Here is a 24,734-nt window from a genome sequence, read left to right as displayed (position 1 = left end):
TCCTGATCGGCTGTTCAGCCGCTTCCGGCAGGCTTTTCACCCCGTCACATCGCCGCGATCACATTGCGCACCGTCATCACGACCAGCACGATCGAGGACGCCATGAAGACGGCGAAGCGGACGGGGACGAAATTCCACAGGGCCTGGATCAGCGAGTGGAGGATGCGCAGCGCGACATAGCCCCAGGCGAGCATGATGTTCAGCTCGTCGGCGACGCCGGCCAGATGGCCGTAGATGCACAGCACGTAGAAGATCAGCGGCTGCTCGTGCAGGTGGTTATAGTTGTGCGCGATGCGGCGGACTTCGATGGGCAGCGTGTTCAGCTCTGCCGGGTCCTGGATCTTCGTCGCATCGATCCCGGCCTTCTGCATGGCCGGCAGGCGCGTGGCATACATCCACAGCAACATCACCAGTGTCCACGCCGCGAGCGCGAGCACAGGCGTCATGATGGATTGAAACATCGGCGTCCTCCCCCGTCTTGTTTTCGCGAGATTAGGTCGAACCGGGCCGGCCGCGCGACAGAAATCGCAAGCGGGGTGCAAAACGTGCCTCAAAAGTCACACATCACGGCGATCCAACCTCACCGTGCCGATTTCGTCTTGAACGCGAAGGCGGGCGGCGTCATAAGCCGCCTCCCGATCACCACCCGCCCGCGAACGGGCGCGCAAAAGAGAGACGATGATGAACGCAGTTCAGACCGCATATCGCCTCCCAGGCTCGGCCTTCTGGCCGGCCGTGACTGCGCGCGCGGAAGGGTCCGCGATCACCTGGTAGACTGACCCCCAACAGTCCCGGTGACCCGCCCTCCCGAGCGTTGCTCGCGGAGGGTTTTTTCGTTCCGGCCACGGCTCTCTCTCCCCCAGCGGCCGGCCGGAACCCTGCCCCGGGAGGGTGCGTGCCCCCAACGCGCACCCTCCCAATTCCGGGGCCGGACACATCACAACGAGAAAAGAGAAAGGTCCCGCAGGCGCTGCGGGATGGACGAACCATGTCTGTGCAGTTTGAAGCCATCGAGACCCGTTCCGGCGTAATCAAGGCCTGGACCCGCGGCGTTCCCGTCGAGGATGCTGCCATCGAGCAATTGCGCAATGTCGCCGGCCTGCCCTTCGTGCACAGCCACGTCGCGGCCATGCCGGACGTGCATTTCGGACGCGGCGCGACGGTCGGTTCGGTGATCCCCACGAAGGGTGCGATCATTCCTGCCGCGGTCGGCGTGGATATCGGCTGCGGCATGATGGCAGTGCGCACCAGCCTGAAGGCCGCGCACCTGCCCGACAGCCTGAAGGCCACCCGCGACGCCATCGAACGCGCCGTGCCGGTGGGCAATGGCAAGGGCGGCGATCACCGGATCAATCCGGCCTCGGTGGAGACGCAGCTGAAGGCCTCCGGCCTGATGGAGCGGCTGGCCACGATCAAGGCCAAGCACCACAAGATCGGCACCCACAAGGTGGACGGTCAGCTGGGCACGCTGGGCGGCGGCAATCACTTCATCGAACTGTGCCTCGACGAGGCCGGCGCGGTGTGGGTGATGCTGCACTCGGGGTCGCGCGGCACCGGCAACATGATCGGCACCTATTTCATCGAGCGCGCCCGCGAGGAGCTCGCCCGCCGGGTGCTGGACTTCCATGTGCCGGACAAGGACCTCGCCTTCTTCCTGGAGGGCGAGCCCCTGTTCGACGATTATGTCGAGGCCGTCGGCTGGGCGCAGGATTATGCCCGCGAGAACCGCGAGGCGATGATGATGCGCGTCCTCGGCGCGCTGCGCACTACGCTGGGCCGGTTCAAGACCGACAAGGCCGCGGTGAACTGCCACCACAATTACGTGGAGCAGGAACACCATTTCGGCGCCGATGTCTGGCTGACCCGGAAGGGCGCGGTCTCGGCCCGCGACGGCGAGCTGGGGATCATTCCCGGCTCGATGGGCGCGCGCTCCTTCATCGTCCGCGGCAAGGGCGCGGCAGACAGCTTCTGCTCCTGCTCCCACGGCGCCGGGCGGACCATGTCGCGCTCGAAGGCCCGCCAGGCCTTCACCCTGGCCGATCACCGCAAGGCGACGGAGGGGGTGGAGTGCCGCAAGGACGCCGGCGTCATCGACGAAACGCCGATGGCCTACAAGGACATCGACGCCGTCATGGCGGCCCAGTCCGACCTGGTGGAGGTGGTCCACACGCTCAAGCAGGTGGTCTGCGTGAAGGGGTAGGGCCTTGCGGCCCTGCCCCGCACCGCCCGGGAGGACATCTCATGCGCAAGGACATGTTCAAGGTGATCGTCGAGCGGCCGCGGGCCGGCTGGCGCACGCAGAAGCTGGCACGCGGCAAGCTGGACCGGGCCGGCGATCTCCTGCCGAAAAAGCAGGGCCTGCGCCGCCAGCGCAAGGAGAACGGCACGCATTCCAAATGGCTGAACGAGAATCTCGCCCCGCTGAAACGCTACCTCGACCGGCAGGTCGGCCGGCCCTGGGACAAGGTGCATGCGGAGATCTGCGAGCATCTCGATCCCGGCCACACGGTGAAGCAGCACGTGCTGGAGCATCTCGACGACTTCGTCGACCGGCCGGCCATCGGACGCGACGGCAGATGGCTGTGGAGCCGGCGCTACTATCTCGCCGACGGTCCCGAACCGGGGCGGCTCTACGTCCACCCGGTCGACGGCCTGCTGAAACGCTGGAAGCTGAAGACCGGCGAGGCCCCGCGCCGCGACGGCCGGCTGCCGAAACGGCGTTAGCTTCTGGGCGGTCGCTTTTTCGCGGCCTCATGTATCAAACGCGCCAAGAGGGCGCAGCACTTTCTCGCCTCCGCACAAGCCCGCACCCCGCCCTGAAGTACATTTGCAAGGCGGGTGAGGACGCGACCTGCCAGACGTTCAAGGTCATGCGCTGGGCCGAGCGGCGAGGCTGTTTGCCAGCGCTGCGGCTGTGTCGAGACCTACGACATTGCCACCCGCCGCAAGTTCAAGTGCGGGGCGGACCATATGATCCATGGCCAGCACCACGAGGCCAGCCCGCAATACCTGCGCCAGTATGCTGGCGAGGCCGCTTGGAAGGAAGACCATCGCTCCGAGGCGAACGGCACTCAGGCAAGCCGCGCGCTCCGCAGCGTAATGACCTCTCCGGTTAACCGGACGTGGGCCGGATACTGGCAGCGGACGGCGTGAGAAAATTGCCCGGCTCTAAAGCCGGGCAGAACTATGGAGAAAATTGCGATCGATCACCGCGGCGCGCGTGCGCCTAGTCTTCTTATTTGCCCGTCTGTGCGGGGTAGAGATCGATTTTCATAAGATGCCGGGCTAACGGGCTTTCAGGATATTCTCCCAATCCGAGTCCGAGAACGTGCCTTTATGGGCGTGCTCTTTCTTGGACAGGTTGATAACGCCCATAATGTCTTTGGACGCATTGAACTCGGAGTTGAAATAGAGGTGATCGACAAGCCCGCTTGCGGACTTCTCGCTCCTGAGCAGATAGAACGACGTGGTTTCCTTCCACCATTCCCCTGGCGACTCCTCGCGAATTGCCTTCTCAAGGCTTTCGAGGCGTTCCGCGTAGCTCGAGTCGGTTTTGAGGCGGAAGGTGAGTGCATAAGCGTCAGTCATGGATCGGTCCTTTCTTCGGACATCGAAGGGCTGGACCGTGCTTGACACCGAGTGCCCCGGCCATCATGGTCGAGGCGCAATCGCCGGTCGGTCCGCACACGGCCCAAAACTGGTGCGGACGCGCAAAGGCAAAGGGGTCGCCGGGGTGTAGGAGCCCCGGCGGCTTCGCTTTTGCGCTCAACTAGGTATTAGTGATCAGGGGTTTCGAAGAGTCAACGGGTGGGGGTCGTTCTTGTTGCGTTCCCACAACATATAGAGAACACTCTACCAAAAAAAGCCTTAGTCACGTCCTTTACCCGCCGTGTCACATCTGACGGGCATGCGTCCGTGCATTCCGAGTCCACACGGGCGATCACTTCGCGGGCAATGTTCCGGTTGCCGGTGACGCCCTTGCGCAGGGCTTCACAGACCAGCCTCTTGAGCTGGTCGCGCTTGAATATCCGAACCGGAGCCAGCGAACCGCCGCACATCTCGATTGCGCGCTATGGTCCTTGTATACGCTTCAATGGCCTTGGTCCGGGCACGCAGTTCGTCGCGCTTTGAATAGAGAGGTTCCATGCCCGGCATCGTGCCGGATCAGCGTGCCAAAGTCCGCATGAGACTTGATGCGTTTGATACATGTGGCCGCCTTTTCGAACCGCAGAACCGCTTCCCACTTCTGCTGAAAATGATTCAGCCGACAGCCGCCTCATCGAGCGACCAGCCGCCCTTGCCGCTGAACTTGCGGATCAGGAGGTAAAGCAGGAGGCCCAGCGGTCCGAACATCAGCGACAGGAAGAGCGCCGGCAGGACGATCCAGTGGGCGATGCCGTGACGGCGCGCATCGCGAACGATCCAGGCACCGACAAAGAGGTCGTAGACGAGGAAATGCGTCCATCCCGTCAGCGCGCCGACCGGATGCGAGAACAGCGCCATCACACCGGCCAGCGTGCTCATCCCGGCGTCCGGATCGGCCTGTCCGAAGCCGATCGCGGCGGTCAGGAAGGCCAGATAGATGGCGCACAGGACGAGCGGGATCAGGGCGGCGTGTACGAGCCGCTGCGTCCAGCGCCAGCCCGGCGCGACGGCCAGCAGTATCCAGGCCGGTGCGACAATCGCATGCAGTGCCAGATAGATGGTCTCGTACATCGCCAACTCCCCCTTGCCGCCGGCCCCTTGAAGCAGGTGCGATCTGACACCGCTTCGCCGCGCCCGGCCAGTCAGGCTCGCGATATCTGGCCGGGCAGTGGCGCGCCAAAGGCTTCCGGCTCGATCTCCAGCCCGTTCGCGAAATAGGCCACCGTCCGGTAGAAGCCGGCCAGGGCGATGAGTTCGAGGATCTGCTCGTCGCCGAAATGTGTGGTGAGCCGGTCCCAGCAGGCGGCCGGTATCCGGCTTGCCGCATGAAGTTCGTCACACAGCCGGAGCAGGACGGCCTCTTCAGCCGGCCAGTCTTCCTCAATGATCGCCGGCGCGGCGAGCGCCTCGATCTCGGAGGGCGTCAGGCCGACCCGTTCGGCGAAAAAGGCGATATGCACGCCCCACTCATAGGCACAGCCATTGAGCGCACAGGTGCGGTCGATCACGAGTTCGCGCTGGCGCAGGGTGAGCGTGCCGCGGTCGAGCAGGCTGCCGGCGTTGAATTTCCGGTAGACCCGCTCGCTGCGTGCCAGCGTGGTGAAGAGGCGCAGCGGCGGCACGCCTGCGGGCATGATGCGGTCGAAAACCGCCTGCACATCTTGCGAATAGGGCGGCTCGACAGGGGCGATACGGGACATGCTGGACCTCCGGGACAATCGTTGCTACGAATTTCATAGCACACATTCATTCCAACGCTACGAAAATAATAGCATGACCCGATCCACACCCCTCCCCGGCCATCCGACACCCGCATCACAGTCCGGCCGCCCGGTCATGGCCCTGCTCGACCTTCTGGGCCGGCGCTGGCAATTGCGCCTGCTGTGGGAGTTGCGGGATGACCGGCATCTGCGCTTCCGCGCGCTGCAGGAGGCCGCCGGGATAAGCCCCAGCGTGCTCAATACACGCCTGGCCGAATGCATCGAGGCCGGCATCGTGGAACTGACCGATGAGGGCTATGCCCTCACCGCCCGCGGGCGCAGCCTGCAGGACCTCCTGCTGCCGCTGAACGGCTGGGCAGAGGACTGGGCGAGCGCGCTGAACACCGGCGACCCCACCCCCTAGAAAAGGGCCGATCCCCGGGCCTCGGAAATTTCCTTTGCAACTAACTGACCGGTCAGTTATTAAATCGGCATGAGCACGAAAACACGACGCCGCCGGCCTGAAGCCCGGCCCGACGAAATCCTGGACGCCGCCCTCTCCGTCTTCGTCGAACAGGGCTTCACCGCCGCGCGCGTTGAAGACATCGCCAGACGGGCCGGCCTCTCCAAGGGCGCGGTCTATCTCTATTTCCCGTCCAAGGAAGCGATGCTGAAAGCGTTGGTCGAGCAATCGGCCGGCGCCCTGGCCACGGCCGCGGAACGCCTGGTCTCGGTCGGTGCGCCGCGCGATCCGGAAGCGGCACTGCGCGGCGTCATCTTCATGATGATCACCGCCATGACCGATCCGGACATTTCCGCCGCCCCGCGCCTGGTCCTGACCGAAGCCCATCGCTTCCCCGACATCGCCGCCCATTATCGCGACCAGGTTCTGGAAACTGCGCGCCGCGCCATCGCGACCCTGGCTGCCGACGGCGTCGAGGCCGGAACATTCCGCCCCGTCGATGCCGACATGCTGATGCGCTGTATCGGCGGTCCCTGCCTCGGCCACATGATGCTGGCGAGCGCGTTCGACTTTCATCCGAAAAATCTCAGGGAGCCGGTCGATGTCGCGGACGCGCTGTCGGACCTGCTGCTCCATGGCCTCAAACCCCGCGAGGACGCGTGATGCGACTGAGCCGACATCTCCTGCTGGCCGGACTGGTGCTGGGCATCGCCGCCTGCAGCGATCAGCCCGACGACACGCTGCACGGCTATGCCGAGGGCGATTTCACCGCCATTGCGCCGGACGCGCCCGGCCGCATAGTCGAGACCCTGGCCCGCGAGGGCGCGCATGTCGCCGCGGGCGATACCCTGTTCTCGCTGGACGCGACCGCGGAACGGGCCGCCCTCGCCGCAGCCGAGGCCCGGATCGAGGCTGCGCTCGCCCGCTTCGACGATGCCGCCGCGGGTGCCCGCTCGCCGGAGATCGAGGCGGCACGGGACCAGCTCGACCAGGCCGACGCCGCCGCCCGCGAAGCGAATGACACGCTGACCCGCACGCGCGAACTGTTCGGGGACGGTCATGTCAGCCAGGCCCGGCTGGACCAGGCACTGGCGGCGGCCCGGACGGCCAATGCCCGTGTCGCGGAAATGCGCCAGCGGCTGAGCCTCGTTCAATTGCCGGCGCGGGAGAACCAGCTGCGCGCCCTGCAGGCCGAGATCGCGGCGGCCCAGGCCGAGCGCGAGCGCGCCGAGTATGCCCTGAACCGCCGGACCGTCGCTGCGCCGGCCGATGCCGCCGTGCATCGCCAGATCCGCTTTGCCGGCGAACAGGCCGGTCCGGCCCAGCCCGTCTATGAGCTGCTGCCCGATGGCGCGGTCCACGCCGTGCTGTTCATTCCGGAGACCGGGATTGGCGGCCATGCCACCGGCGACCGTTTCGCGGTGGATTGCGATGGCTGTGCGGCGGGCCTCACCGTCCGCCTGGCCTCGATCGCAGACGCGGCCGAGTTTACCCCGCCCGTGATCTATTCGGACAATGAGCGCGCCCGCCTGGTCTATCGCGCCGAGGCGCGCTTCGAGGGCACACCGCCCCCGCCGGGAACGCCGCTGCGCCTCAGGCCGCAGCCATGAGCGAAGCGCTTGCCATCGATGTGAAAGGCCTGACCAAGAGTTTCGGCGAGACCCGCGTCGTCGACGATTTCGACATGCAGGTTCCCAAAGGGTCGATCTACGGCTTTCTCGGCCCGAACGGATCCGGCAAGACGACAACGATCCGGATGATGTGCGGCCTGTTGAAACCGGACAGCGGCGGCGGCACGGCGCTGGGTCTCGACATCATCGAGGAGAGCCGGACCATCAAGTCGCGCGTCGGCTACATGACCCAGCGCTTCTCGCTGTATGGCGATCTTACCGTGCGCGAGAACCTGACTTTCATGGCGCGCCTGCATGCGCTGAAGAACCCGAAACAGATCGTCGCCGACACGCTGGAGGAATACGATCTGGGACCGCGGGCGCACCAGCTGGCCGATACGCTGTCGGGCGGCTGGAAACAGCGCCTCGCGCTGGCGGCGGCCTCGATGCACAATCCCGGCCTCTTGCTGCTCGACGAACCGACCGCGGGTGTCGATCCCAAGGCCCGGCGGGACTTCTGGGACCGGATCCGCGGGCTGGCCCGCAAGGGCGTCACCGTTCTGGTCTCGACCCACTACATGGATGAGGCCGCGCAGTGCGATTACATCGCCTTCATCGCCTATGGCAAGAAGCTGATCGACGCGCCCTCCGCCGACATTCCCGAACGGGTCGGCCTGGTGACCTGGCGGATCGAGGGCAAGGGGCTGCAGCCCATCTATGACGAACTCCTCAATGCCGAGGGCGTCGACCAGATCGCGCGCTTCGGCTCGGCCCTGCACGTGTCCGGACGCGATGCGGACGCGCTGGAGCGGACGGTTTGTGCCTATCGCGGGCGCGAGGGCATCAGTGTCGATCTCGCCAAGACCGGGCTGGAGGAAGCCTTCATCTGGCTGATGGCCGGCTCGCAGGACAATTTCACATGAACAGTTTCAGCCGCATCCTCGCCCTGATCGGCAAGGAATTCATCCAGATGCTCCGCGACCGGCTGACCTTCGGCATGATGGTCGGCATTCCTGTGATGCAGCTTTTGCTGTTCGGCTATGCCATCAACACCGATCCGCGCCATCTGCCCACCCTCGTGGAGATGGGCGATAACGGTCCGGCCAGCCGCGCCATCCTGCAGGCGATGGAAACGTCCGACTATTTCGACCTGATCGGCATCACCTACTCGCGGGCCGAAACCGATACGGCGCTGCAGACCGGCGAGGCCCTGTTCGTGGTGACCATTCCGCCGGATTTCGAGCGCGACCTGCTGCGCGGCGACCGCCCGCAGATCCTGCTCGACACCGACGCCTCGGACCCGGTCGCCGCCGGCGCCGGCACGGGCACCTTCCCCACCCTGGTGCAGGAAGCGCTGGCGCCCCTGCTCGGCGAGATGACACCGCCGGTCGAGACGGTTATCCACCGCCGCTACAATCCGGCCGGCCGCACGGCGCTGAATATCGTGCCCGGCCTGCTGGGCGTCATTCTCACCATGACGATGGCGATGATGACCTCGATGGCGCTGACCCGCGAGGCCGAGCGCGGTACGCTGGAAACCCTGCTGGCCACGCCGACACGGCCCTATGAGGTGATGGTGGGCAAGATCACGCCCTATGTCTTCGTCGGCTTCATCCAGGTGGTGATCATGCTGGCCGGCGCGCGCTTCCTGTTCGGCGTGCCCTTCCTGGGCTCGGCGCCGGCCTTCCTGGTCTGCGTGTCACTCTTTATCCTGGTGAACCTGTCGCTGGGCTTCCTCTTCTCCACCGTGGCGCGCACGCAGATGCAGGCGATGCAGATGACTTTCTTTGTCTTCCTGCCCTCGATCCTTTTGTCCGGCTTCATGTTCCCCTTTGCCGGCATGCCCGCCTGGGCGCAGACGCTGGGTCAGGCCCTGCCGACGACGCACTTCATCCGCGCCGTGCGGGCGATCATGCTGAAGGGCGCCAGCCTGGGCGATATCGTACCGCAGATCTGGCCGCTGGCCGTGATCTTTGCCGTGATCGCCACCGTGGCGATGCTGCGCTACCGGCGGACATTGGATTGAGGCCGCGAGCAATGGCGAGGATCTGCCCGCTTAGGGTTGGAACCCCCTGATTTTGTCATCCCGGATGCATGCCCCGCAAAAGCGGGGCGGAAGTCCGGGACCCATACACGCGCCGCTCGTCGAGTTATTTGCGGCGGTGGTACAGCGCCTGCTGGCGGCCAATGATCGTGTTTATGGGTCCCGGCCCTGCGCCCGGCCCGAGGCCGGGCATCCGGCCGGGATGACAACCGGTTTCGCTTGTTCTCTGCTGAACCTAACCCTCCACCTCATCGTCGAAGATCGCCTCGATCGGCTGGCCGAAGAGGCGGGCGATCCTGAAGGCGAGCGGCAGGGACGGGTCGTACTTGCCCGTCTCCAGCGCATTGACGGTCTGGCGCGACACGTCGAGGCGGTCGGCCAGGGCCTGCTGGCTCCAGCCGTGCTCGCCGCGAAGCTCCCTGAGCCGGTTCTTCATTGCACCCGGACCTGCTGGATCAGGGATGCAACGCTGTGCGCGACCGCCGCGATGGGCAGCAGCATCGTCATGTTGAGCGGCTCCATCACGCCATAGATCTCCGCCACGCCGAACACGGCGGCGGCCAGCAGCATGGCCAGCATGGCGACCGCTGCAGCGCGGATCTGGAAGCGCGCCAGCATTTCGTCGATCGAGCGGACATAGCGGATCACCTCCCAGCCATAGACGAGGAGCGGCAGGCAGGTGAGCCCGACCAGCGGCCAGGCCTGCACTGCCGGCCAGCCATTGCGCGACGGGTCGAGCGTCTTGTCGATCGCCACCAGGAGACCGGTGAAGATCAGCATCAGGACGAGGGTGCGCCAGGTGTAGCGTTTCATTTCGGGGGTCATGATTTCTTCGCCGTGTCCGCGCGCAAGCCCAGCAGAACCGCAATCCGCGCGATGGCCATCAGGCCGAGGATCACAGCCGCCAGCGCACCGGCTTTCAAGCTTGCCGGCAGGCCGGCCAGGGCCGCGCGAAGCGGTTCGATCAGTCCGCTGCCGAATTCAACGGCAAGCAGGGCGGAAAAGAAGATGACGGCGAAGAGTGCCAGCGACACCAGGGTCGGCGCACCACCCTCGCCTGTCATCAGATCACGATCGTCCATATCGGCCTCCTAAGCTGTAAAGCACCCTTGTCATATCTGTAAAGCGAGCTTGTCGTCAAGGAGACTTGTCAAACCCGGGCCGGGAAAAGGCGCCCGGGAATCCCCCGGGCGCCTCCAAACCGTCAGCGATGCGTGCAGCCTTACTTGTTGGGCTGCTTGGTCACGCGCAGATAGGGCTTGATCTTGTTGTAGCCGGCGGGGAAGAGCTTGTCGGCTTCCTCGTCCGAGATCGACGGGACCACGATCACGTCCTGGCCGTCTTCCCAGTTCACCGGCGTGGCGACCTTGTAGCCATCGGTCAGCTGCAGGCTGTCGAGCAGGCGCAGCACTTCGTTGAAATTCCGGCCGGCGCTGGGCGGGTAGGTGAAGGTGGCGCGGATCTTCTTGTTCGGGTCGATGATGTAGACCGAGCGCACCGTGACTTTCGGATCGGCATTCGGGTGGATCATCGAATAGAGTTCGGACACCTTGCGCTCGGTGTCGGCGATGATCGGGAAGTTGACCGCGCAGTTCTGCGTTTCCTCGATATCCTTGATCCAGCCCTTGTGGTCCTCGACGCTGTCGACGGAGAGCGCGATCGCCTTGGCATTGCGCTTGGCGAACTCGTCCTTCAGCTTGGCCGTGAAGCCCAGCTCGGTCGTGCAGACGGGCGTGTAGTCGGCCGGGTGGGAGAAGAAGATCACCCAGTTGTCGCCGATCCAGTCGTGGAAATTGATTGCGCCTTCACTCGTCTCGACGTCGAAATTCGGGGCGATATCACCCAACAGCAGACCCATGTCGTCCTCCTCGGTTCAATTGGCGGCAAAAACACCTTAGGACTAGGTGCGCTTCCGGCCACGCGATTGCAAGACCGCCGCCGGAGCGCCTACATCCGCACCAGCATCCGGACTGCGCCGACACGATGACGACCACCCTGATCCTCATGCGCCATGCCAAGGCCGTCGACCGGCTGGAGGCGGAAGACGATTTCCAGCGCGGACTCACAGCGCGCGGACGCGAAGACAGTGCCGCCGCTGCCGACGTGCTGGCCGGGCGGGGTATCCGCGTCGATCTCGCACTGGTCTCGCCGGCCTGGCGCACACGGCAGACCTATGACCAGATGCTGCCGCAGATCGGCGAGCCGCAGATGGACGATCCGATGGCGCTCTATCACGCCTCCACGGAAATGCTGGAACGCGCCACCCGCCAGGTCCTCGGCACAGCCGGCACCATCCTGCTGGTCGGACACAATCCGGGCATTGGCGGCTTTGCCCACAAGCTGGCCCAGATGTGTGGCGAGACACCCCGCATGCCGCTGGGCTACCCCACGGCAACAGCCAGCATCTTTGTGCTCGACGGCGATGATCTGTCCCGGCCCCGCCTCGACTTCGTGATCAACCCCAAGGCTTGATTTTTTCAGATTCGCGTTTTGCGTGTGTTTCTGCTTTGATGCGCCCGGACGGTGAGCCCGGAGCTGGAAATGGACGGCGCACAGGGGATTGACGCGGCCGGGACGCTTGCACGCAGCGCGCCCCGGAGAGCCGGATCATGCAGCGCTTCGGCGCGCGTCGCTCCGGCCCACGCCACTCCAGAACGGGGCGGCCGGCTGCAGACGCCACCAGGCATTCTCGCACGGTTGTGGACAGACGAAGCCGCGGGCGGCCTGTCGCGCCGCTGCCCGGAACTGAGTGCCCGGAACCGGAGTTTCCCGCACCTGGTCAGCCTGCTCTGCGGCCTTGTCCTGGCCAGTATCCTGGCATCGCCGGCCCTGCCCTTTTCCACATCGGCCTTGCTGCTGGCTGTGCTGGCGCCGACCTGTCTGTCACTGGCTCTGCTGCGCATCGCCGGCACGCTGAACAGGCCCCGCCATGCGCCGCGTCGCGACCTGTGCGAGGCCGCCCTGCCGAAAGCGAGCATCATCGTGGCTCTCTATCGCGAAGCCGCGGTCATCCCCCAGCTCGTCACCACCCTCGCGGCGATCGACTATCCGGCGGGCAAGCTGGAAGTGCGTCTGGTTCTGGAAGCGGACGACACCGAGACGCTGGCAGCCATAGAGCGGTGCCGGCTGGATCGCCGCTTCGGCGTCATCATCGCGCCGGCCGGACACCCGCGCACCAAGCCGCGCGCGCTCAACTACGCCCTGCGCTTCTGCAGTGGCGAGATCATTGCGGTGCACGACGCCGAGGACCGGCCGCATCCGCACCAGTTGCGCCACGCCGCCGAGAGCTTCAGCCTTGCCCCGCCGCGTCTGGCCTGCCTGCAGGCCCCGCTCAACTGGTACAATCGGGGCGAGACCTGGCTGACACGCCAGTTCGCGATGGAATACGCCGCGCATTTTCATGTCATGCTGCCGCTCTACCAGCGGCTCGGCTGGCCATTGCCACTTGGCGGAACCAGCAATTATTTCCGTGCGAAGGCCCTGCAGCGCAGTGGCGGCTGGGATGCCTGGAATGTCACCGAAGATGCCGATCTGGGCGTGCGCCTTCACCGGCTCGGCTATCGTTGCGGTCTCATCGCGCCGACCACACTGGAAGAAGCGCCCGTAAGCCTGCGCGGCTGGACCCCGCAAAGGACCCGCTGGCTGAAAGGGTACTGGCAGACGCTCGGGGTTCACTTCGGACTGGATGCCGAACGCCGGCGCCTCAGCCTGCCGCTCGTGATGACGCTGGGCGGCGCGGTCCTGTCGGCACTCATCCACGGCCCGACACTCGCCGCGGCGCTGGCGGTGGCTGTCATGGAACAAGGCGTGTCACTGCCCGTCCTGGCCTGTCTGTCGATCCTCGGCGCGGGATATGCCGGCGGCCTCATGGGCGCGGTCGAAGGCATGGCCCGGGCAGGCCTGCCGGTGCGGATCGCCGATCTCGCCCTGCTGCCCGCCTACTGGTCGATCCAGGTCGTGCCTGCTGTCCGCGCTCTGGTGCAGCTCGTGCAAAACCCCTATCTCTGGGAAAAGACAGAACACGGTGTCAGCTCGCTGGCAGAACCCCCATGTACCTCTCCCTGCCCGCGACCCTCATCGCCCTCACGATCTGCATTGCAGGCTTCTTTCTCGCCCGCTGGCGGGCCGGCCAGCCGGTCAGACCGGAGCGCGGCCCGCGGATGATCCCCTGGACACTGATCGCCGTCGTGATGGGCGGCCTCGCCGTGATCTTCCTCGTTCATCTCGCCGAGCTGGGCGGCTTCGATATGGGACAGCGGCCGCGGATCTAGCGGTCCGCGGGATAGTGCTCGGCCAGGAAGTCGCGGCTGGCGCGCAAGAAGGCGGTCCGGGCCGTCTGCGTGTCCAGATAGTGGTTCTCGCCGGGCAGCATGATGAATTCGGCATCCCCACGCCCGTCGAGTTCGCGGCGCAGCAGGCGCAGCTGGCCCGGCGGGACCACAGTATCCTCGTCGCCATGCATGACCAGAAGGGGCTGGGAGAACTCGCCGGCCCGGTCGACAGGCGAGATCGCCTGACGATAGGCGCGGTCATCGAACCGGCTGCCGATATAGCGTTCCCAGTAGCGCACCAGGGTGTCCGAGTAATCACGCGTGCCGATGAAGGCGAAGGGCGCGGTCACCCCGCCGAAGGAGATCGCGCAGCGCACATGTTCGGGATCCTCCAGCGCGAGCATCAGCGCGGCATAGCCGCCATAGCTGCCGCCGACGGCGCAATAGTCCGCGTCCGCAAGCCCGTTGGCACTGACATGGCGGGCGCCATCGATCATGTCGGCGATCATGCCGGTGCCGAACTCGCCGATCCCGGCCGCGATGAAGGCCTCGCCCTGCCCGGTCGAGCCACGGTAATTGGGCTGCAGGACGGCATAGCCCAGGGAGGAGAAATACGCCGCCTGCCAGTCGAATACGCCGCTGTCGCGGGCGCGCGGCCCGCCGTGCGGCAAGAGGATCAGCGGCAGGGGGCCTTCAACGCCGGCCGGCCGCGTCAGCCAGGCCTCGATCTCCTGGCCTTCGCGATTGGCATAGGTCAGCCGCTCACGCACCCCGGCCCCACCGTCGGGCAAGGCATAGGCAGTGTCGAGCAGTCCCAGTCCCCCGGTCTGCAGGTCGAGCAGGTAGTAGTTCGGCGGCCGCCCGACATCCCAGCCAATCACCACGAATTTGGTCTTGGCCTGGTTCCACGAGCGTAGTTCGACGACCGCTTCGGTGAGAATGCCCGACAATTCCTCACGAAGGGCTGTGAAGTCGGAGCGCAGAAAGCGCTGCTCGGGCAACGCACCCTGCGAGCTGTAGCCGATCACTTCGCGGGACACCGTGTCCACCATCAAACTCGCTTCGGACAACCCGGTTCCCGACAGATCGTAGTCCGACAACTCACCCGTCGCGATCTCGAGCCGGCGGATTCCAACGCCGGGAATGTCGAGGGCAACGGCCTCGCCATTGTCGGTGAAGCCGGGGATCTGTGGATATTCCGCCTCGAACACCTCCGAATAGAGCCGCTGAGAAGCCCCGTCCACGACCCGGTAAATGCCGAACTCCCCGGTTTCGTCCTCGATGCGGACCTCCAGCACCGGAACGCCGTGCGCGTCGAGCACGACGAACGCGTTCTGCCCGGTCTCGAAAATCTGCTCATCGCGATTGCCGTCCTCCAGGCTGACCTTGAAGACAGTGGTCTCGTACCGGGCGTCCGAACCCAGGCGCGACGCGTTCGGACGGTCACTCCACCGGCCCGACATGGCCTCCAGCGCGACATGCTCGTCATCATCGACAAGCGCGGAAACGATCTGTCCCGGCACGAAGGCGCCGGGCATGTCGTCCAGCAGCAGCACCGTCTCGCGGGTCCTCACATTGAAGGAGGCCGCACGCGCCACCGTGATCTCCAACTGGCCATTCATCGTCATGATTTCGCGAAAGGCGGAGATCGTGTAGATCAGATAGGTATCGTTGACCCAGTAGAAGCCGGTGATGCGCCCGCCATCCGGCGCCGGTATCGCGCTCAGCGCCCCGCCATCTTCCAGGTCGTAGAGACATATCTCGCGAGTTCCGCGCGGGCTACAGCCCGTCGCCAGCATCGAACCGTCCGGCGACAGTTCGGCATCCCAGATACGCGGCAGCGCGGCGTAGTTTTCCAGTTGGTCCTGTGCTTGCGCACTCGCGAACGACATTGCCACTGCAGCAATGCCAGCCAGAATTTCCCGCATGTATCCCCCCGGTAGAAAACGGGGGCAGCCTACGGCATTCAACTGCAAATTCAACGAAGAAGGGCAACAATTCCGGATAGCGCCAAGGCCGGACCGGAAATGGAGCGGGTGAAGGGAATCGAACCCTCGTCGTAAGCTTGGGAAGCTTCTGCTCTACCATTGAGCTACACCCGCCCGGGCGCTGGATATCCGCATGATTACAGCGAAATTCCGGCATCGTGCAAGTGTCCAGGAACGGTGCTTGGCAGCCTTTAGTCCCAGAAGCTGGGCAGGCACACCACGAGGAAGGTCAGCACCTCCAGGCGACCCAGCACCATCTCCGCGGAGAGCAGCCATTTGGCCGTATCGGGCAGCGTGGAGAAATTGCCCGCAGGGCCGATGATATCGCCCAGTCCGGGCCCGACATTGGTGATCGCGGTGGCGCTGCCGGACAGGGCCGTCATGAAGTCCAGTCCCGTCATGGCCAGGCCGATGGCGAAGAGCAGGAAGGTCGCCAGGAAGACGACCACCATCACCAGCACGCCGATCCACGCATCTTCCTCCATTCGCCGGCCGTCAAAAGTGCGCGCCACGACGCGCGACGGCATGACGGTCAGCATGAGGTGCCGCCGCACGACCTGGAACAGCACCAGGATGCGATAGGTCTTCACCCCGCCGCTGGTCGATCCGGTACAGCCGCCCAGAAAGGTGAGCGCAAAGAAGGTCGCGATCGTGGCGCTGCCCCAGGCGGTGTAGTCGGTGCTGGCAAAACCGGTCGTGGTGACCACGGACACCACGTTGAAGGCGGCATAGATGATTGACTGGCCCAGCCCGTCCTCGGACTGGGTCGCGTGCCACAGGCCCAGAACCAGCGACACGCCGGCGAGCAGCGCGAGAAGCGAGCGAACCTGCGGATCACGCAGGAAGATGGTGCGCTGGCCGTCAAGGAATTTCATGTAGGCCACAAACGGGATCGCACCGGCGATCATGAACACGATCGCGATGGCGTGCAGCGCGCGCGGCTCGAAGAAGGCGAAGCTGGCATCGTGGGTCGAGAAGCCGCCGGTGGAGAGCGTCGTCATCGCGTGATTGATCGCATCGAAGCCGGACATGCCGAAAGTGGCGTACAGTGCCGCACAGCCCGCCGTCATGCACAGATAGATCACCAGGATCCGCACCACGAAGACATGGGCCCGCGCCTCGAATTTCTCGGAATGGTCGGAGCTTTCCGCCTTGAACAACTGCATGCCGCCCACCCGCATGAAGGGCAGCAGCGCCACCGCCGTCACGATGATGCCGACACCGCCGATCCATTGCAGGAAGGAACGCCAGAGCAGAAGGCTGGCCGGCCAGGCATCCAGCCCCTGCACCACGGTCGAGCCGGTCGTTGTCAGGCCCGAAGCGGCCTCGAAAATCGCGTCGGTCCAGCTCAGCCCGGCAAACACGAAAGGAATGGCCGCGAAGACGGGCAGGACTGTCCAGCTGCCGGCCGTCACGATGAAGGCTTGGCGATTGTCCAGCTCCAGATCGGCATCGCTGCGTGTCGCGGCGAACAGGACGATACCCGTCCCTATGGCTGTCAGCATAGGTACGGCGAACATGGTGGGATGTGCGTCGGGCGATGCCCATTCGACCAGGAGCGGGATGACCATCGTCGCACCCAGCCCCAGGACCAGAAGCGATAGGATGTAGACGACGGGATTGACCTGTCCCGGAACGCTCGCATTCCGGCGGCCGGCCTGCGCGCCCGTTGAAGACCGGTTGTTCATGCCGGCAAGCTACTCCCAAGATCTGCCTGCCTGCCAGCCCAAATTCAGCAACCCCGCAGACGGCCGGCGGGACGAAGTGCCGCTATCGTCATGCGCCCGCCGATCAGCTACCAACCGGCCGGTGCGGCGGCAGACGCCGCCAGGCGGGAGAAACGGTCTTGGTCCAGCGCCTCTACATGATCCGCGTGCGCGGCCTGATGCGCAGCCAGCTCTGGGCGCAGATCCTTGTTGCCATGCTGCTGGCGATCGCCACCGGTCTCGTGCTCTCGCCGGATCTCGGCTCGCCCCTCGCCGTGCCGGGCGACACCGTTGCCGTCGTGGGCGAATGGCTGCGCCTGCCGGGCCAGATCTTTCTCAACCTGATCCAGATGGTGGTGATCGGCCTGGTCGCGACCTCGATCGTTCTGGGCATCACCTCCAGCGGCAACGCCAACATGCTGGCACGCGTTGCCGGGCGCATTGCCCCCTATTTCCTGATGACGACCACGATCGCGGTGCTGATCGGCTATGCCATCGCGACCCTGGTGCAGCCCGGCAGCTTCATCAGCCTGAGCGATGTCGCACCGGCCGCCGCAGGGTCCGGCGATGTCGATCTGGCCGCCACGCCGGCGCCCACCCTGGCCGGCTCCATTGCCGATATCATCCCGGCCAGCCTCGCCGAGGCGACGCTGAACGCCAACATGTTCCAGATCGTGGTGGCCAGCCTGATCGGCGGCACCGCCCTCGCTTCGCTCGGCATCGGCCGCGCAGCCCCGCTGATCCAGATCATCCAGCTGGTGCAGGACGCCTCGCTGACCATTGTCGGCTGGGCGATGCGGCTGGCACCGTTTGCCGTGTTCGGCCTGATTTCGGACTTCGTGATGCGGATCGGCATTTCCGCCCTTCTGGGCATGTCGGTCTATATTCTCTGCGTCGCCGGCGGACTGCTGGTGCTGCTGGGCGTCTATCTGCTGATCGTTGCGGTTCTGGGCCGCCGTTCGCCGCTGGCCTTTGCCGGCACGGTCGCAAGCGCCCAGCTGCTGGCTTTCTCGACATCCAGCTCGGCCGCCACCATGCCGCTCTCGCTGAAGACCGCCGAGCAGGGGCTGAAAGTGCACCCCGCCGTCGCCCGCTTCGTCATTCCGCTGGGCGCGACGGTGAATATGGACGGGACCGCACTCTACCAGGTCATCGCGGCGCTCTTCATCGCCCAGATCTACCAGGTCGAACTCAGCGCGCCGGGCTTCGTGATGCTGGTAGTGACGGTGGTCGGGGCGTCGATCGGCAGCCCCTCGACACCGGGCGTCGGCATCATCATCCTGGCCGGCATCCTGCACTCGCTGGGCATTCCGGCCTCGGGCGTCGCCATCCTGCTCGGCGTCGACCGTATCCTCGACATGTGCCGCACGGCGATCAACGTCACCGGCGACCTCGTCGCCTGCGTCGTCATGGACCGCTGGCTCGCCGGCGCCCTGGACGAAACCGACGTGGTGGCGGCCCAGCCCGAAAACGAAGTCCGGTCATAGCCGCCCCCTAGCCCGCTACTCCGGCGGATTGTGCTCCTGCAGGAACGCAATCAGATTTTCTAGAGCTGGCGCTTGCGGCTGGTCGTCATCTGCGAGGAATAGTAGCGCCCCATCGATGGTCATCAGCTCATAGGGCCGCCCCGCAGCATCCATCGCCTCGGCCATGGTCTCGGCCTGCTCGTAGGGAACCACGATGCCCTCGCTGCCGTGGATGATCATCAGCGGTGCCTGTACCCGACCAGCATGCAGAGCCGGCGAGATCGCATCGACATTTTCACGATGACGCCCCCGCCAATCACCGATATTCCGCGCCCAATAGAGTTGAGAACCACCGCTGAGACGTTCCTGCTCATACCCCATCATGGCGACAATATGCGACACACCGGCACCGGCAATCCCGCACCGGTAGCGCTCCAGCGTTAGTGTCATCGCGGCCAGCATCGCATAGCTGCCATAACTCCAACCGAATACACAAACGCGATCTGGATCGACGATCCCCTAGGCCACGAGATGATCGACTCCTTCGTCGAGGTCGTGCCGCATCTCCTGCCCCCAACGGGTGTAGCCCATCTCCGCGAACTCGGTCCCAAACCCGCCGGATCCGCGAAACTGCGGTTGAAACACCGCATGCACAAGGGACGCTAGCAGCTGTACCCACTCATCGAAGCCGTAGCTGTCGCGCGTCTCGGGACCGCCATGCGGCATCAACACCATTGGCAGGCTCGACGCATCCCGCCCTGGAGGCAGTGTAAGATATCCAAACAAGTCCAAGCCGTCACGAGACTCATAGCGGACGACTTCGATGGGGGCCACCGCAGCATCCGGGATACCCGGACGCGCCGCGCCAAGCGGCTGGACGTCCCCCGTAGACCTGGCGATCAGATAGCAGGCCCTGGCCGTGCGTCCAGCTCCGATATAGATGAGTACTCTCCGCAAAGCCCGGTCCCAATTGATCAGGTGGACACTAGAACCCGGAAAGAATCCTTCGATCTGAACTTGAAGCTCCGCGAAGTCGGGATCGAAGAACTCGACTTGCCGCCGGCCATCGTCCCAGACTGCGCCGATAACCGCGTTGTTGCGCCAGTCGCGGACAAGGCTGGAGATGTCGGCGATCTCCGAGGCAACAACCGGTCCCTCAATCGCCTCCTCGACGAAGTCGTAGCGGAACAGGGCGGTCCGTCGTCCCGGCTGCCGCCCTGCTGGCAAACCATTTGTTTCTGAAAGAAAGTAGCCATAACTGTCGGTACGATCGAGGCCGGATACCCATTCGATCACACCAATCCAGTCCTGCCAGGTCCCTGCTGCGAAGCGGAACTCCCGGTCAAGTTGATGGCGTTCGGTGTAGACCCGGCGCCAGCTGTCGCTGTCACCCCTCGACCCTTGTCCACAATTCATAGGACACACCAGGCTCTCGCCCGCCGCGCTGTCGCACGACGCTGCGATCATTGGCGTCGAGCACCATCTCAAAGTCCTGCGAACCAAGCTCCACGCGGGTGCGGCCGTTCACGCGATCGAGATTCTGGGCGAACAAGCTATAGCCTGTTCCGCCCCGGACCCGGGTCCGGACATCGCCACCATGACGCTCAGCGGGCACCCAGGTCAGGACGGACCGCGGATCGGCCTCGTTTATCGAGGCGAATTCGGTGCCGATATCCAGCTCGACCATATGCCGATCTTCAATCCGCATGAGATAGGAGCGGCGAAAACTGGCCTGGTCGCCAATACCGAACCAGTTGCCTCGGTCGATATAGTTCAGCCATAGATGCGTGTCGGAGATGAGAAAACGTTGGAAATCGCCTGGTCATCGCCAACATCGATCACCACCGGCGTCTGAGAACCGTCCAGCGGGAAAACAATCAGATTGCGTTGTTCCCAGCTGTCCCCGGATACAAACACCAGCCTCTCGCCGTTCGGCGATATCCGCACATTCGATATGTTCGGCAGGACAACATAATCCTCGATGGCTAGCGTCTGCCCCATGGCCGCACTCGTCAGCACGAGCGCGGCTACTACCGCACTGAAAAACTTCATAACGCCCCGCGCCATAATTGCCACATAGAATAAATACAATTATAAATTGCGCATAAAGATCAAAAAAAGGGCCGGCCCATCGACCGGCCCTTCTTCAGGAGGCCCCTACATCAATCCGGTGGATTGTGCTCCAACAGGAAACGCTCAAGATTGCTGTAGAGCTGCTCCATATTCGCAACCGTCATCCGATACGACTGGTGCGGCCCATCCTCGATGCGGACAAGTTCGTAAGGCTTGCCTACGCGATCCATTGCTTGGGCCATCAACTCAGCCTGCTCATAGGGCACGATCAAGTCGTCGGTACCGTGGATCAACATCAGCGGTGCCTGCACATGCTCGACCTGGCGGGCCGGCGAAATCCGCGTGATGTAGTCGGTCTCGCTGCGCCAGTCCCCGATATACTCGGCCCAGTAGGTCACCGATGCACCACCGAACCGACCAGTAACATAGTCCATCATCGCGAACACGTCGGAAACAGGCGCTCCAGCGATCACGCATCGGTAGAGTTCCGGTGTCAGTGTAGCGCCCGCGAGCGCGGCATATCCCCCATAAGACCAGCCGAAGATACAGACTCGGTCCTGGGCCGCCACGCCGGATTCCACCAGGTGATGAACGGCGTCGGAGATGTCGTCCTGCATCGAACGGCCCCACTCGCCGTGCGCCATGGTGATGAAATCGCGACCGAAGCCCTCTGAGCCGCGGAACTGGGGTTGGAACACAGCATAACCGCGCGAGGCCAGGAACTGGGCCCAAGGGTCGAACCCATAGAAGTCACGAGCTTGGGGACCACCGTGCGGCAACATGATCAGCGGCAGGTCTTGCGCTTCCCGCCCCGGCGGCAGCGTCAGATATCCGAACAGATCTAGACCATCGCGTGCCTCATACTGGACGACCTGAACCTCGGCAACGACCTCGTCGGGAATCCGAGGCCGGCTCTGCGCCAGCAACGTGACGTCGCCTGTCTCGCGGTTAAGCAGGTAATAGGCGCCAGCCGTCGAGCCGCCTTCGATATTGACGATCACTTTGCGGAAATCGGTATCCCAGCTGGAGATGGTCACGTTCGAGGACGGAAAAAACCCTTCCAGCTGCTCCTGAAGAGCCGCAAAGTCGGGATCAAAGTAGTGGACCTTTTCCCGCTCCTCGTTCCAGCGAACACCAATGATCGCATTGGTGCGCCAATCCGTTATGAAATTGCCGACATCAGCGAGCTCGGACTGCAGCACCGGCCCTTCGATCTCGTTGGTCTCGAAATCGAAACGGAAGACTGCAGTCCGATCGTCATTGACCCGCGATGTGAAATAGCCGTAGCGGCCCGTGATATCGAGACCGGCCATATTGGTCATCCGTCCGGTCCAGCGGTCAGAACGGCGGGCCCCAAACCGGAAACGCTCACGCTCAAGGTTCTCGGCGTAGACTCGCTGCCAGCGACCGCTGCGTCGCGACCACAGCTCGAACTCGCCGCCATCACTCGTATAGCGAACGATCGGTTCGTTCTCGGCATTCAGGATATAGTCGAAACCGCCCTCGCCGATAAAAACACGATCTCTATTGCGGTCGCGATCAAGGCCCTGACGATAGAGACCTACGGCTTGATCGACCCCGCCGCCGGCAGCGGGCGATCCCCGATTGTCTTGCAGAACAGGAAGCCATACCAAAATGCTATCAGGGTCCGACAAGTCGCGATTCGCTATCGTCGCGTAGTTGTTAAGCTCCCAGTTATCGCTTCCGTCATAGTCCACAACATAATTGCGGAAAACGTCAGCACGCTCACCTGCAGCAATGATGTCGCGCCGCTCGGAATAGGTGGCCGAGATGTGGTCGTCGTTCAGCCAGCTGACATTGACAAGTACTTGATCGTCACCGCCGTCGATGACATGAGACCCCTCACCCACGAGCGAATAGATGATGATGTTCCGCTCGGCTCGGGTCTCACCGGAAATAAATACCACACGCTCGCCATTCGGCGACAGCCGCACCGACGACATGTTCGTCATCGCTGCATAGTCTTCAACACTGGGCGCAGGGGCCTGCGCCTGAACGGCCGAGCCAAAGCAAATAGCCGCAATCGCCCCTAGAAAACGGGCCATAAATCCCCTCCCTTACTAAACCCCAATACGAGCGTCACCTTACGGTAAGATTTTACGCCGTGCGCGGTAGATCAAGGGATTTCCCCAGTTTGCCCCAAAAAGTCAGCGGAAAAACTTCGAAAGCTTCAGCCCCTGGGCCTGATAGTTCGAGGCCACGCGGCCATAGGGGATTTCGGGTGCTTCGCGCATCGGCTCGTAGACCAGCCGGGCGATCGGCTGGCCGTGTTCGAGAATGAAGGGCACGTCGCGGCCGCGCACTTCCAGCACTGCGCGCGAGCCTGTCCCGCCCGCCTCGGCGATGCCGAAGCCGGGATCGAAGAAGCCGGCATAGTGAGCGCGGAACTCGCCGATCTCGGTGGCGATGGGGGCCATCTCCGCCGCTTCTTCCGCGCCGATCGACACGGCCTCTCGCGATGCCAGGATGTAGAACTCGCCCGGATCCAGGATCAGGCGGCGGTCCGGCGCGTACATCGGCTCCCAGAACCGCGTGCGCTCATGCCCTCCGATCTTCGCCAGATCGACCAGCCCGGCATGGCGGCGGGCGCGATAACCCACAATCCCGTCCTCGAAACCGGCCAGATCGACACTCACCGTCACATCGCGCAGCGGCACGTGCGCGCCTTCGCGGAAGCGGATCTGGCTGAGCCGGTCGCCCGTGCGGGCAAGGATGGAGAAGGTGCAGGGGCAGATTTCCGCATAGAGCGGCCCGTCATAATCCGCCGGCGCCTGGTCGAAGGCGACGCCGTGATCGGTGATGACCCGCGTGAAAACATCGATCCGGCCGGTCGAGCTCTTCGGATTCATCGCGGCGCTGAGGCCCGGCGGCAGTTTCAGCCGCTCCTGCAGGGGCGCGAGATAGACGCACCCCGTCTCCAGCACCGCCCCGTTGGTCAAATCGACCGTGTGCATGACGACGTCTTCATTGAGCCGGTCCGACACGGTCCGGCCCGGCCCGGGCAGAAAGCTCGCCCGCAAGCGCCAGGCATGGCTGCCCAGTCTGAGATCTATACTGGCGGGCTGGATCTGGCCCTCTGCCGGAGGCGTGTCGGCGGAAATGACGCCGGTGTCGAACAGGGTCTTCAGCCGGTGGTCGGGCAGGATTCCGGAGGCGGTCATGATCGTCCGTGCGGTTGCCGAGCGGGGACGACCACATGTCCCCCATCTGCCGCGCCCTGTCCAGACGCGCTGACCGTGGGGGTTGAGCCGGACCCGCGCGAAGAGGATTATGCGCGCCGGAGCGCGCCTGAAGGCTGCGCAGTGAGGGCGGAAGCGCAGCATGTACGAGCACGAGAGCAGCGGCGTGAAGATCAGCGTGATGCCGGACTATCTGGAGGACGAATCCGATCCGGATGAGGGCCGCTATGTCTGGGCCTACACGATCGAGATCGAGAATACCGGTCATGAGGCCGTGCAGCTGCTCGCCCGCAAATGGGTCATCACCGACTCCATGGGCCGCACCGAGCACGTACAGGGCGAAGGCGTTGTCGGCGAGCAGCCGGTCATCGAGCCGGGCGAATGCTTCCGCTACACCTCCGGCGCACCGCTGAGCACACCGTCGGGCTTCATGCAGGGCAGCTATGAAATGCGCCGCCGCAATGGCGAGAGTTTCGCGGCGATCATTCCCGGCTTCTCGCTCGACAGGCCGACCGACCGGGTCCAGCTGCACTGATGCTGCCGCACCGGCCGGTTTCCTGGGGTTCGC

25 protein-coding genes, 1 tRNA gene and 2 pseudogenes are annotated in these 24,734 nt (G+C 64.4%); 12 read left to right on the top strand and 16 right to left on the bottom strand.

The features are described from left to right. Positions 1-44: 44 nt before the first annotated feature. Positions 45-461, bottom strand: coding sequence for an MAPEG family protein (locus tag PKE71_RS03835; protein WP_271185636.1), 417 nt, complete (start codon positions 459-461; stop codon positions 45-47). A gap of 527 nt (positions 462-988) precedes the next feature. On the opposite strand from PKE71_RS03835, the gene PKE71_RS03830 reads away from it, so the two are divergent. From PKE71_RS03830 to PKE71_RS17620, 3 genes and pseudogenes are all read left to right on the top strand, one after another. Continuing rightward, positions 989-2,200 (top strand): RtcB family protein, encoded by a 1,212-nt coding sequence (locus PKE71_RS03830; protein ID WP_271185635.1) that lies wholly within the window; start codon positions 989-991, stop codon positions 2,198-2,200. A 41-nt stretch (positions 2,201-2,241) separates the two neighbouring features. After that, positions 2,242-2,724, top strand: coding sequence for a hypothetical protein (locus tag PKE71_RS03825; RefSeq protein ID WP_271185634.1), 483 nt, complete (start codon positions 2,242-2,244; stop codon positions 2,722-2,724). A 33-nt stretch (positions 2,725-2,757) separates the two neighbouring features. Then, a pseudogene (locus tag PKE71_RS17620) lies at positions 2,758-2,964 on the top strand (transposase); the annotation flags it as partial. A gap of 321 nt (positions 2,965-3,285) precedes the next feature. On the opposite strand, the gene PKE71_RS03815 reads toward PKE71_RS17620, so the two are convergent. From PKE71_RS03815 to PKE71_RS03805, 3 genes are all read right to left on the bottom strand, one after another. Beyond that, complete coding sequence (locus tag PKE71_RS03815) at positions 3,286-3,588, bottom strand: hypothetical protein (RefSeq protein WP_271185633.1); 303 nt, start codon at positions 3,586-3,588, stop codon at positions 3,286-3,288. Positions 3,589-4,260: 672 nt separating this feature from the next. Further along, positions 4,261-4,716, bottom strand: coding sequence for an ABA4-like family protein (locus PKE71_RS03810; RefSeq protein WP_271185632.1), 456 nt, complete (start codon positions 4,714-4,716; stop codon positions 4,261-4,263). A 71-nt stretch (positions 4,717-4,787) separates the two neighbouring features. Further along, entirely contained in the window at positions 4,788-5,345 is a 558-nt protein-coding gene (locus tag PKE71_RS03805) for a carboxymuconolactone decarboxylase family protein (RefSeq protein ID WP_271185631.1), read from the bottom strand. A gap of 73 nt (positions 5,346-5,418) precedes the next feature. Here PKE71_RS03805 and PKE71_RS03800 point away from each other — a divergent pair, with 73 nt between their 5' ends. The 5 genes from PKE71_RS03800 (at position 5,419) to PKE71_RS03780 (ending at position 9,444) form a co-directional block, all read left to right on the top strand. Further along, complete coding sequence (locus tag PKE71_RS03800; RefSeq protein ID WP_271185630.1) at positions 5,419-5,769, top strand: winged helix-turn-helix transcriptional regulator; 351 nt, start codon at positions 5,419-5,421, stop codon at positions 5,767-5,769. A gap of 69 nt (positions 5,770-5,838) precedes the next feature. Next, entirely contained in the window at positions 5,839-6,471 is a 633-nt protein-coding gene (locus PKE71_RS03795) for a TetR/AcrR family transcriptional regulator (protein ID WP_271185629.1), read from the top strand. Next, positions 6,471-7,418, top strand: a complete 948-nt coding sequence (locus PKE71_RS03790; protein ID WP_271185628.1) for an HlyD family secretion protein — start codon at positions 6,471-6,473, stop codon at positions 7,416-7,418. The genes PKE71_RS03795 and PKE71_RS03790 overlap by 1 nt, the downstream gene beginning before the upstream one ends. Further along, positions 7,415-8,341, top strand: coding sequence for an ABC transporter ATP-binding protein (locus PKE71_RS03785; protein WP_271185627.1), 927 nt, complete (start codon positions 7,415-7,417; stop codon positions 8,339-8,341). The genes PKE71_RS03790 and PKE71_RS03785 overlap by 4 nt, the downstream gene beginning before the upstream one ends. After that, positions 8,338-9,444 (top strand): ABC transporter permease, encoded by a 1,107-nt coding sequence (locus PKE71_RS03780; RefSeq protein WP_271185626.1) that lies wholly within the window; start codon positions 8,338-8,340, stop codon positions 9,442-9,444. The genes PKE71_RS03785 and PKE71_RS03780 overlap by 4 nt, the downstream gene beginning before the upstream one ends. Before the next feature lie 253 nt (positions 9,445-9,697). On the opposite strand, the gene PKE71_RS03775 is transcribed toward PKE71_RS03780, so the two are convergent. From PKE71_RS03775 to PKE71_RS03760, 4 genes are all read right to left on the bottom strand, one after another. Further along, positions 9,698-9,898: a helix-turn-helix transcriptional regulator gene (locus tag PKE71_RS03775; protein WP_271185625.1), complete on the bottom strand. Its 201-nt coding sequence runs from the start codon at positions 9,896-9,898 to the stop codon at positions 9,698-9,700. After that, on the bottom strand, positions 9,895-10,287 hold the full coding sequence (locus PKE71_RS03770; RefSeq protein WP_271185624.1) for a hypothetical protein: 393 nt from the start codon (positions 10,285-10,287) through the stop codon (positions 9,895-9,897). The genes PKE71_RS03775 and PKE71_RS03770 overlap by 4 nt, the downstream gene beginning before the upstream one ends. Then, positions 10,284-10,544 (bottom strand): hypothetical protein, encoded by a 261-nt coding sequence (locus PKE71_RS03765; RefSeq protein WP_271185623.1) that lies wholly within the window; start codon positions 10,542-10,544, stop codon positions 10,284-10,286. Before PKE71_RS03765 ends, PKE71_RS03770 begins: the two co-directional genes overlap by 4 nt. Positions 10,545-10,684: 140 nt before the next feature. Next, positions 10,685-11,320 (bottom strand): peroxiredoxin, encoded by a 636-nt coding sequence (locus PKE71_RS03760; RefSeq protein WP_271185622.1) that lies wholly within the window; start codon positions 11,318-11,320, stop codon positions 10,685-10,687. 125 nt (positions 11,321-11,445) lie between these two features. Here PKE71_RS03760 and PKE71_RS03755 point away from each other — a divergent pair, with 125 nt between their 5' ends. Continuing rightward, positions 11,446-11,934, top strand: a complete 489-nt coding sequence (locus tag PKE71_RS03755; protein WP_271185621.1) for a SixA phosphatase family protein — start codon at positions 11,446-11,448, stop codon at positions 11,932-11,934. Between the two features lie 225 nt (positions 11,935-12,159). Then, the gene (locus tag PKE71_RS03750) at positions 12,160-13,626 is read left to right on the top strand and encodes a glycosyltransferase (protein WP_271185620.1); all 1,467 of its coding nucleotides are present in this window, start codon (positions 12,160-12,162) and stop codon (positions 13,624-13,626) included. A 103-nt stretch (positions 13,627-13,729) separates the two neighbouring features. Here PKE71_RS03750 and PKE71_RS03745 read toward each other — a convergent pair whose 3' ends face one another. The 3 genes from PKE71_RS03745 to PKE71_RS03735 form a co-directional block, all read right to left on the bottom strand. Then, a complete protein-coding gene (locus PKE71_RS03745) occupies positions 13,730-15,661 on the bottom strand; it encodes an alpha/beta hydrolase family protein (protein WP_271185619.1) in 1,932 nt (643 codons plus the stop codon). A gap of 100 nt (positions 15,662-15,761) precedes the next feature. After that, positions 15,762-15,835: transfer RNA gene (locus PKE71_RS03740), tRNA-Gly, on the bottom strand. 77 nt (positions 15,836-15,912) lie between these two features. Further along, positions 15,913-17,409 (bottom strand): TrkH family potassium uptake protein, encoded by a 1,497-nt coding sequence (locus tag PKE71_RS03735; RefSeq protein ID WP_271185618.1) that lies wholly within the window; start codon positions 17,407-17,409, stop codon positions 15,913-15,915. A 158-nt stretch (positions 17,410-17,567) separates the two neighbouring features. Here PKE71_RS03735 and PKE71_RS03730 point away from each other — a divergent pair, with 158 nt between their 5' ends. Continuing rightward, complete coding sequence (locus tag PKE71_RS03730; protein WP_271185617.1) at positions 17,568-18,914, top strand: dicarboxylate/amino acid:cation symporter; 1,347 nt, start codon at positions 17,568-17,570, stop codon at positions 18,912-18,914. A 15-nt stretch (positions 18,915-18,929) separates the two neighbouring features. On the opposite strand, the pseudogene PKE71_RS17615 reads toward PKE71_RS03730, so the two are convergent. The 5 genes and pseudogenes from PKE71_RS17615 to PKE71_RS03705 all read right to left on the bottom strand — a co-directional run bounded on the left by PKE71_RS17615 (position 18,930) and on the right by PKE71_RS03705 (position 24,148). After that, positions 18,930-20,189 (bottom strand): annotated as a pseudogene (locus PKE71_RS17615) (alpha/beta hydrolase family protein). 91 nt (positions 20,190-20,280) lie between these two features. Then, positions 20,281-20,580: a hypothetical protein gene (locus tag PKE71_RS03720; protein ID WP_271185616.1), complete on the bottom strand. Its 300-nt coding sequence runs from the start codon at positions 20,578-20,580 to the stop codon at positions 20,281-20,283. A gap of 86 nt (positions 20,581-20,666) precedes the next feature. After that, positions 20,667-20,945 (bottom strand): hypothetical protein, encoded by a 279-nt coding sequence (locus PKE71_RS03715; protein ID WP_271185615.1) that lies wholly within the window; start codon positions 20,943-20,945, stop codon positions 20,667-20,669. Between the two features lie 110 nt (positions 20,946-21,055). Next, the gene (locus PKE71_RS03710; RefSeq protein WP_271185614.1) at positions 21,056-23,032 is read right to left on the bottom strand and encodes an alpha/beta hydrolase family protein; all 1,977 of its coding nucleotides are present in this window, start codon (positions 23,030-23,032) and stop codon (positions 21,056-21,058) included. Positions 23,033-23,134: 102 nt separating this feature from the next. Further along, positions 23,135-24,148, bottom strand: coding sequence for a 2'-deoxycytidine 5'-triphosphate deaminase (locus tag PKE71_RS03705; protein ID WP_271185613.1), 1,014 nt, complete (start codon positions 24,146-24,148; stop codon positions 23,135-23,137). A 160-nt stretch (positions 24,149-24,308) separates the two neighbouring features. Here PKE71_RS03705 and apaG point away from each other — a divergent pair, with 160 nt between their 5' ends. Next, positions 24,309-24,701, top strand: a complete 393-nt coding sequence (gene apaG, locus PKE71_RS03700; RefSeq protein WP_271185612.1) for a Co2+/Mg2+ efflux protein ApaG — start codon at positions 24,309-24,311, stop codon at positions 24,699-24,701. The last annotated feature ends 33 nt before the right edge of the window (positions 24,702-24,734 follow it).

Origin of the sequence: Maricaulis virginensis (genome assembly GCF_027922185.1) — a bacterium.
Lineage (GTDB): Bacteria > Pseudomonadota > Alphaproteobacteria > Caulobacterales > Maricaulaceae > Maricaulis > Maricaulis virginensis.
Note: the sequence above shows the minus strand (reverse complement) of the source record. Positions and strands in the feature narration are given on the sequence as shown.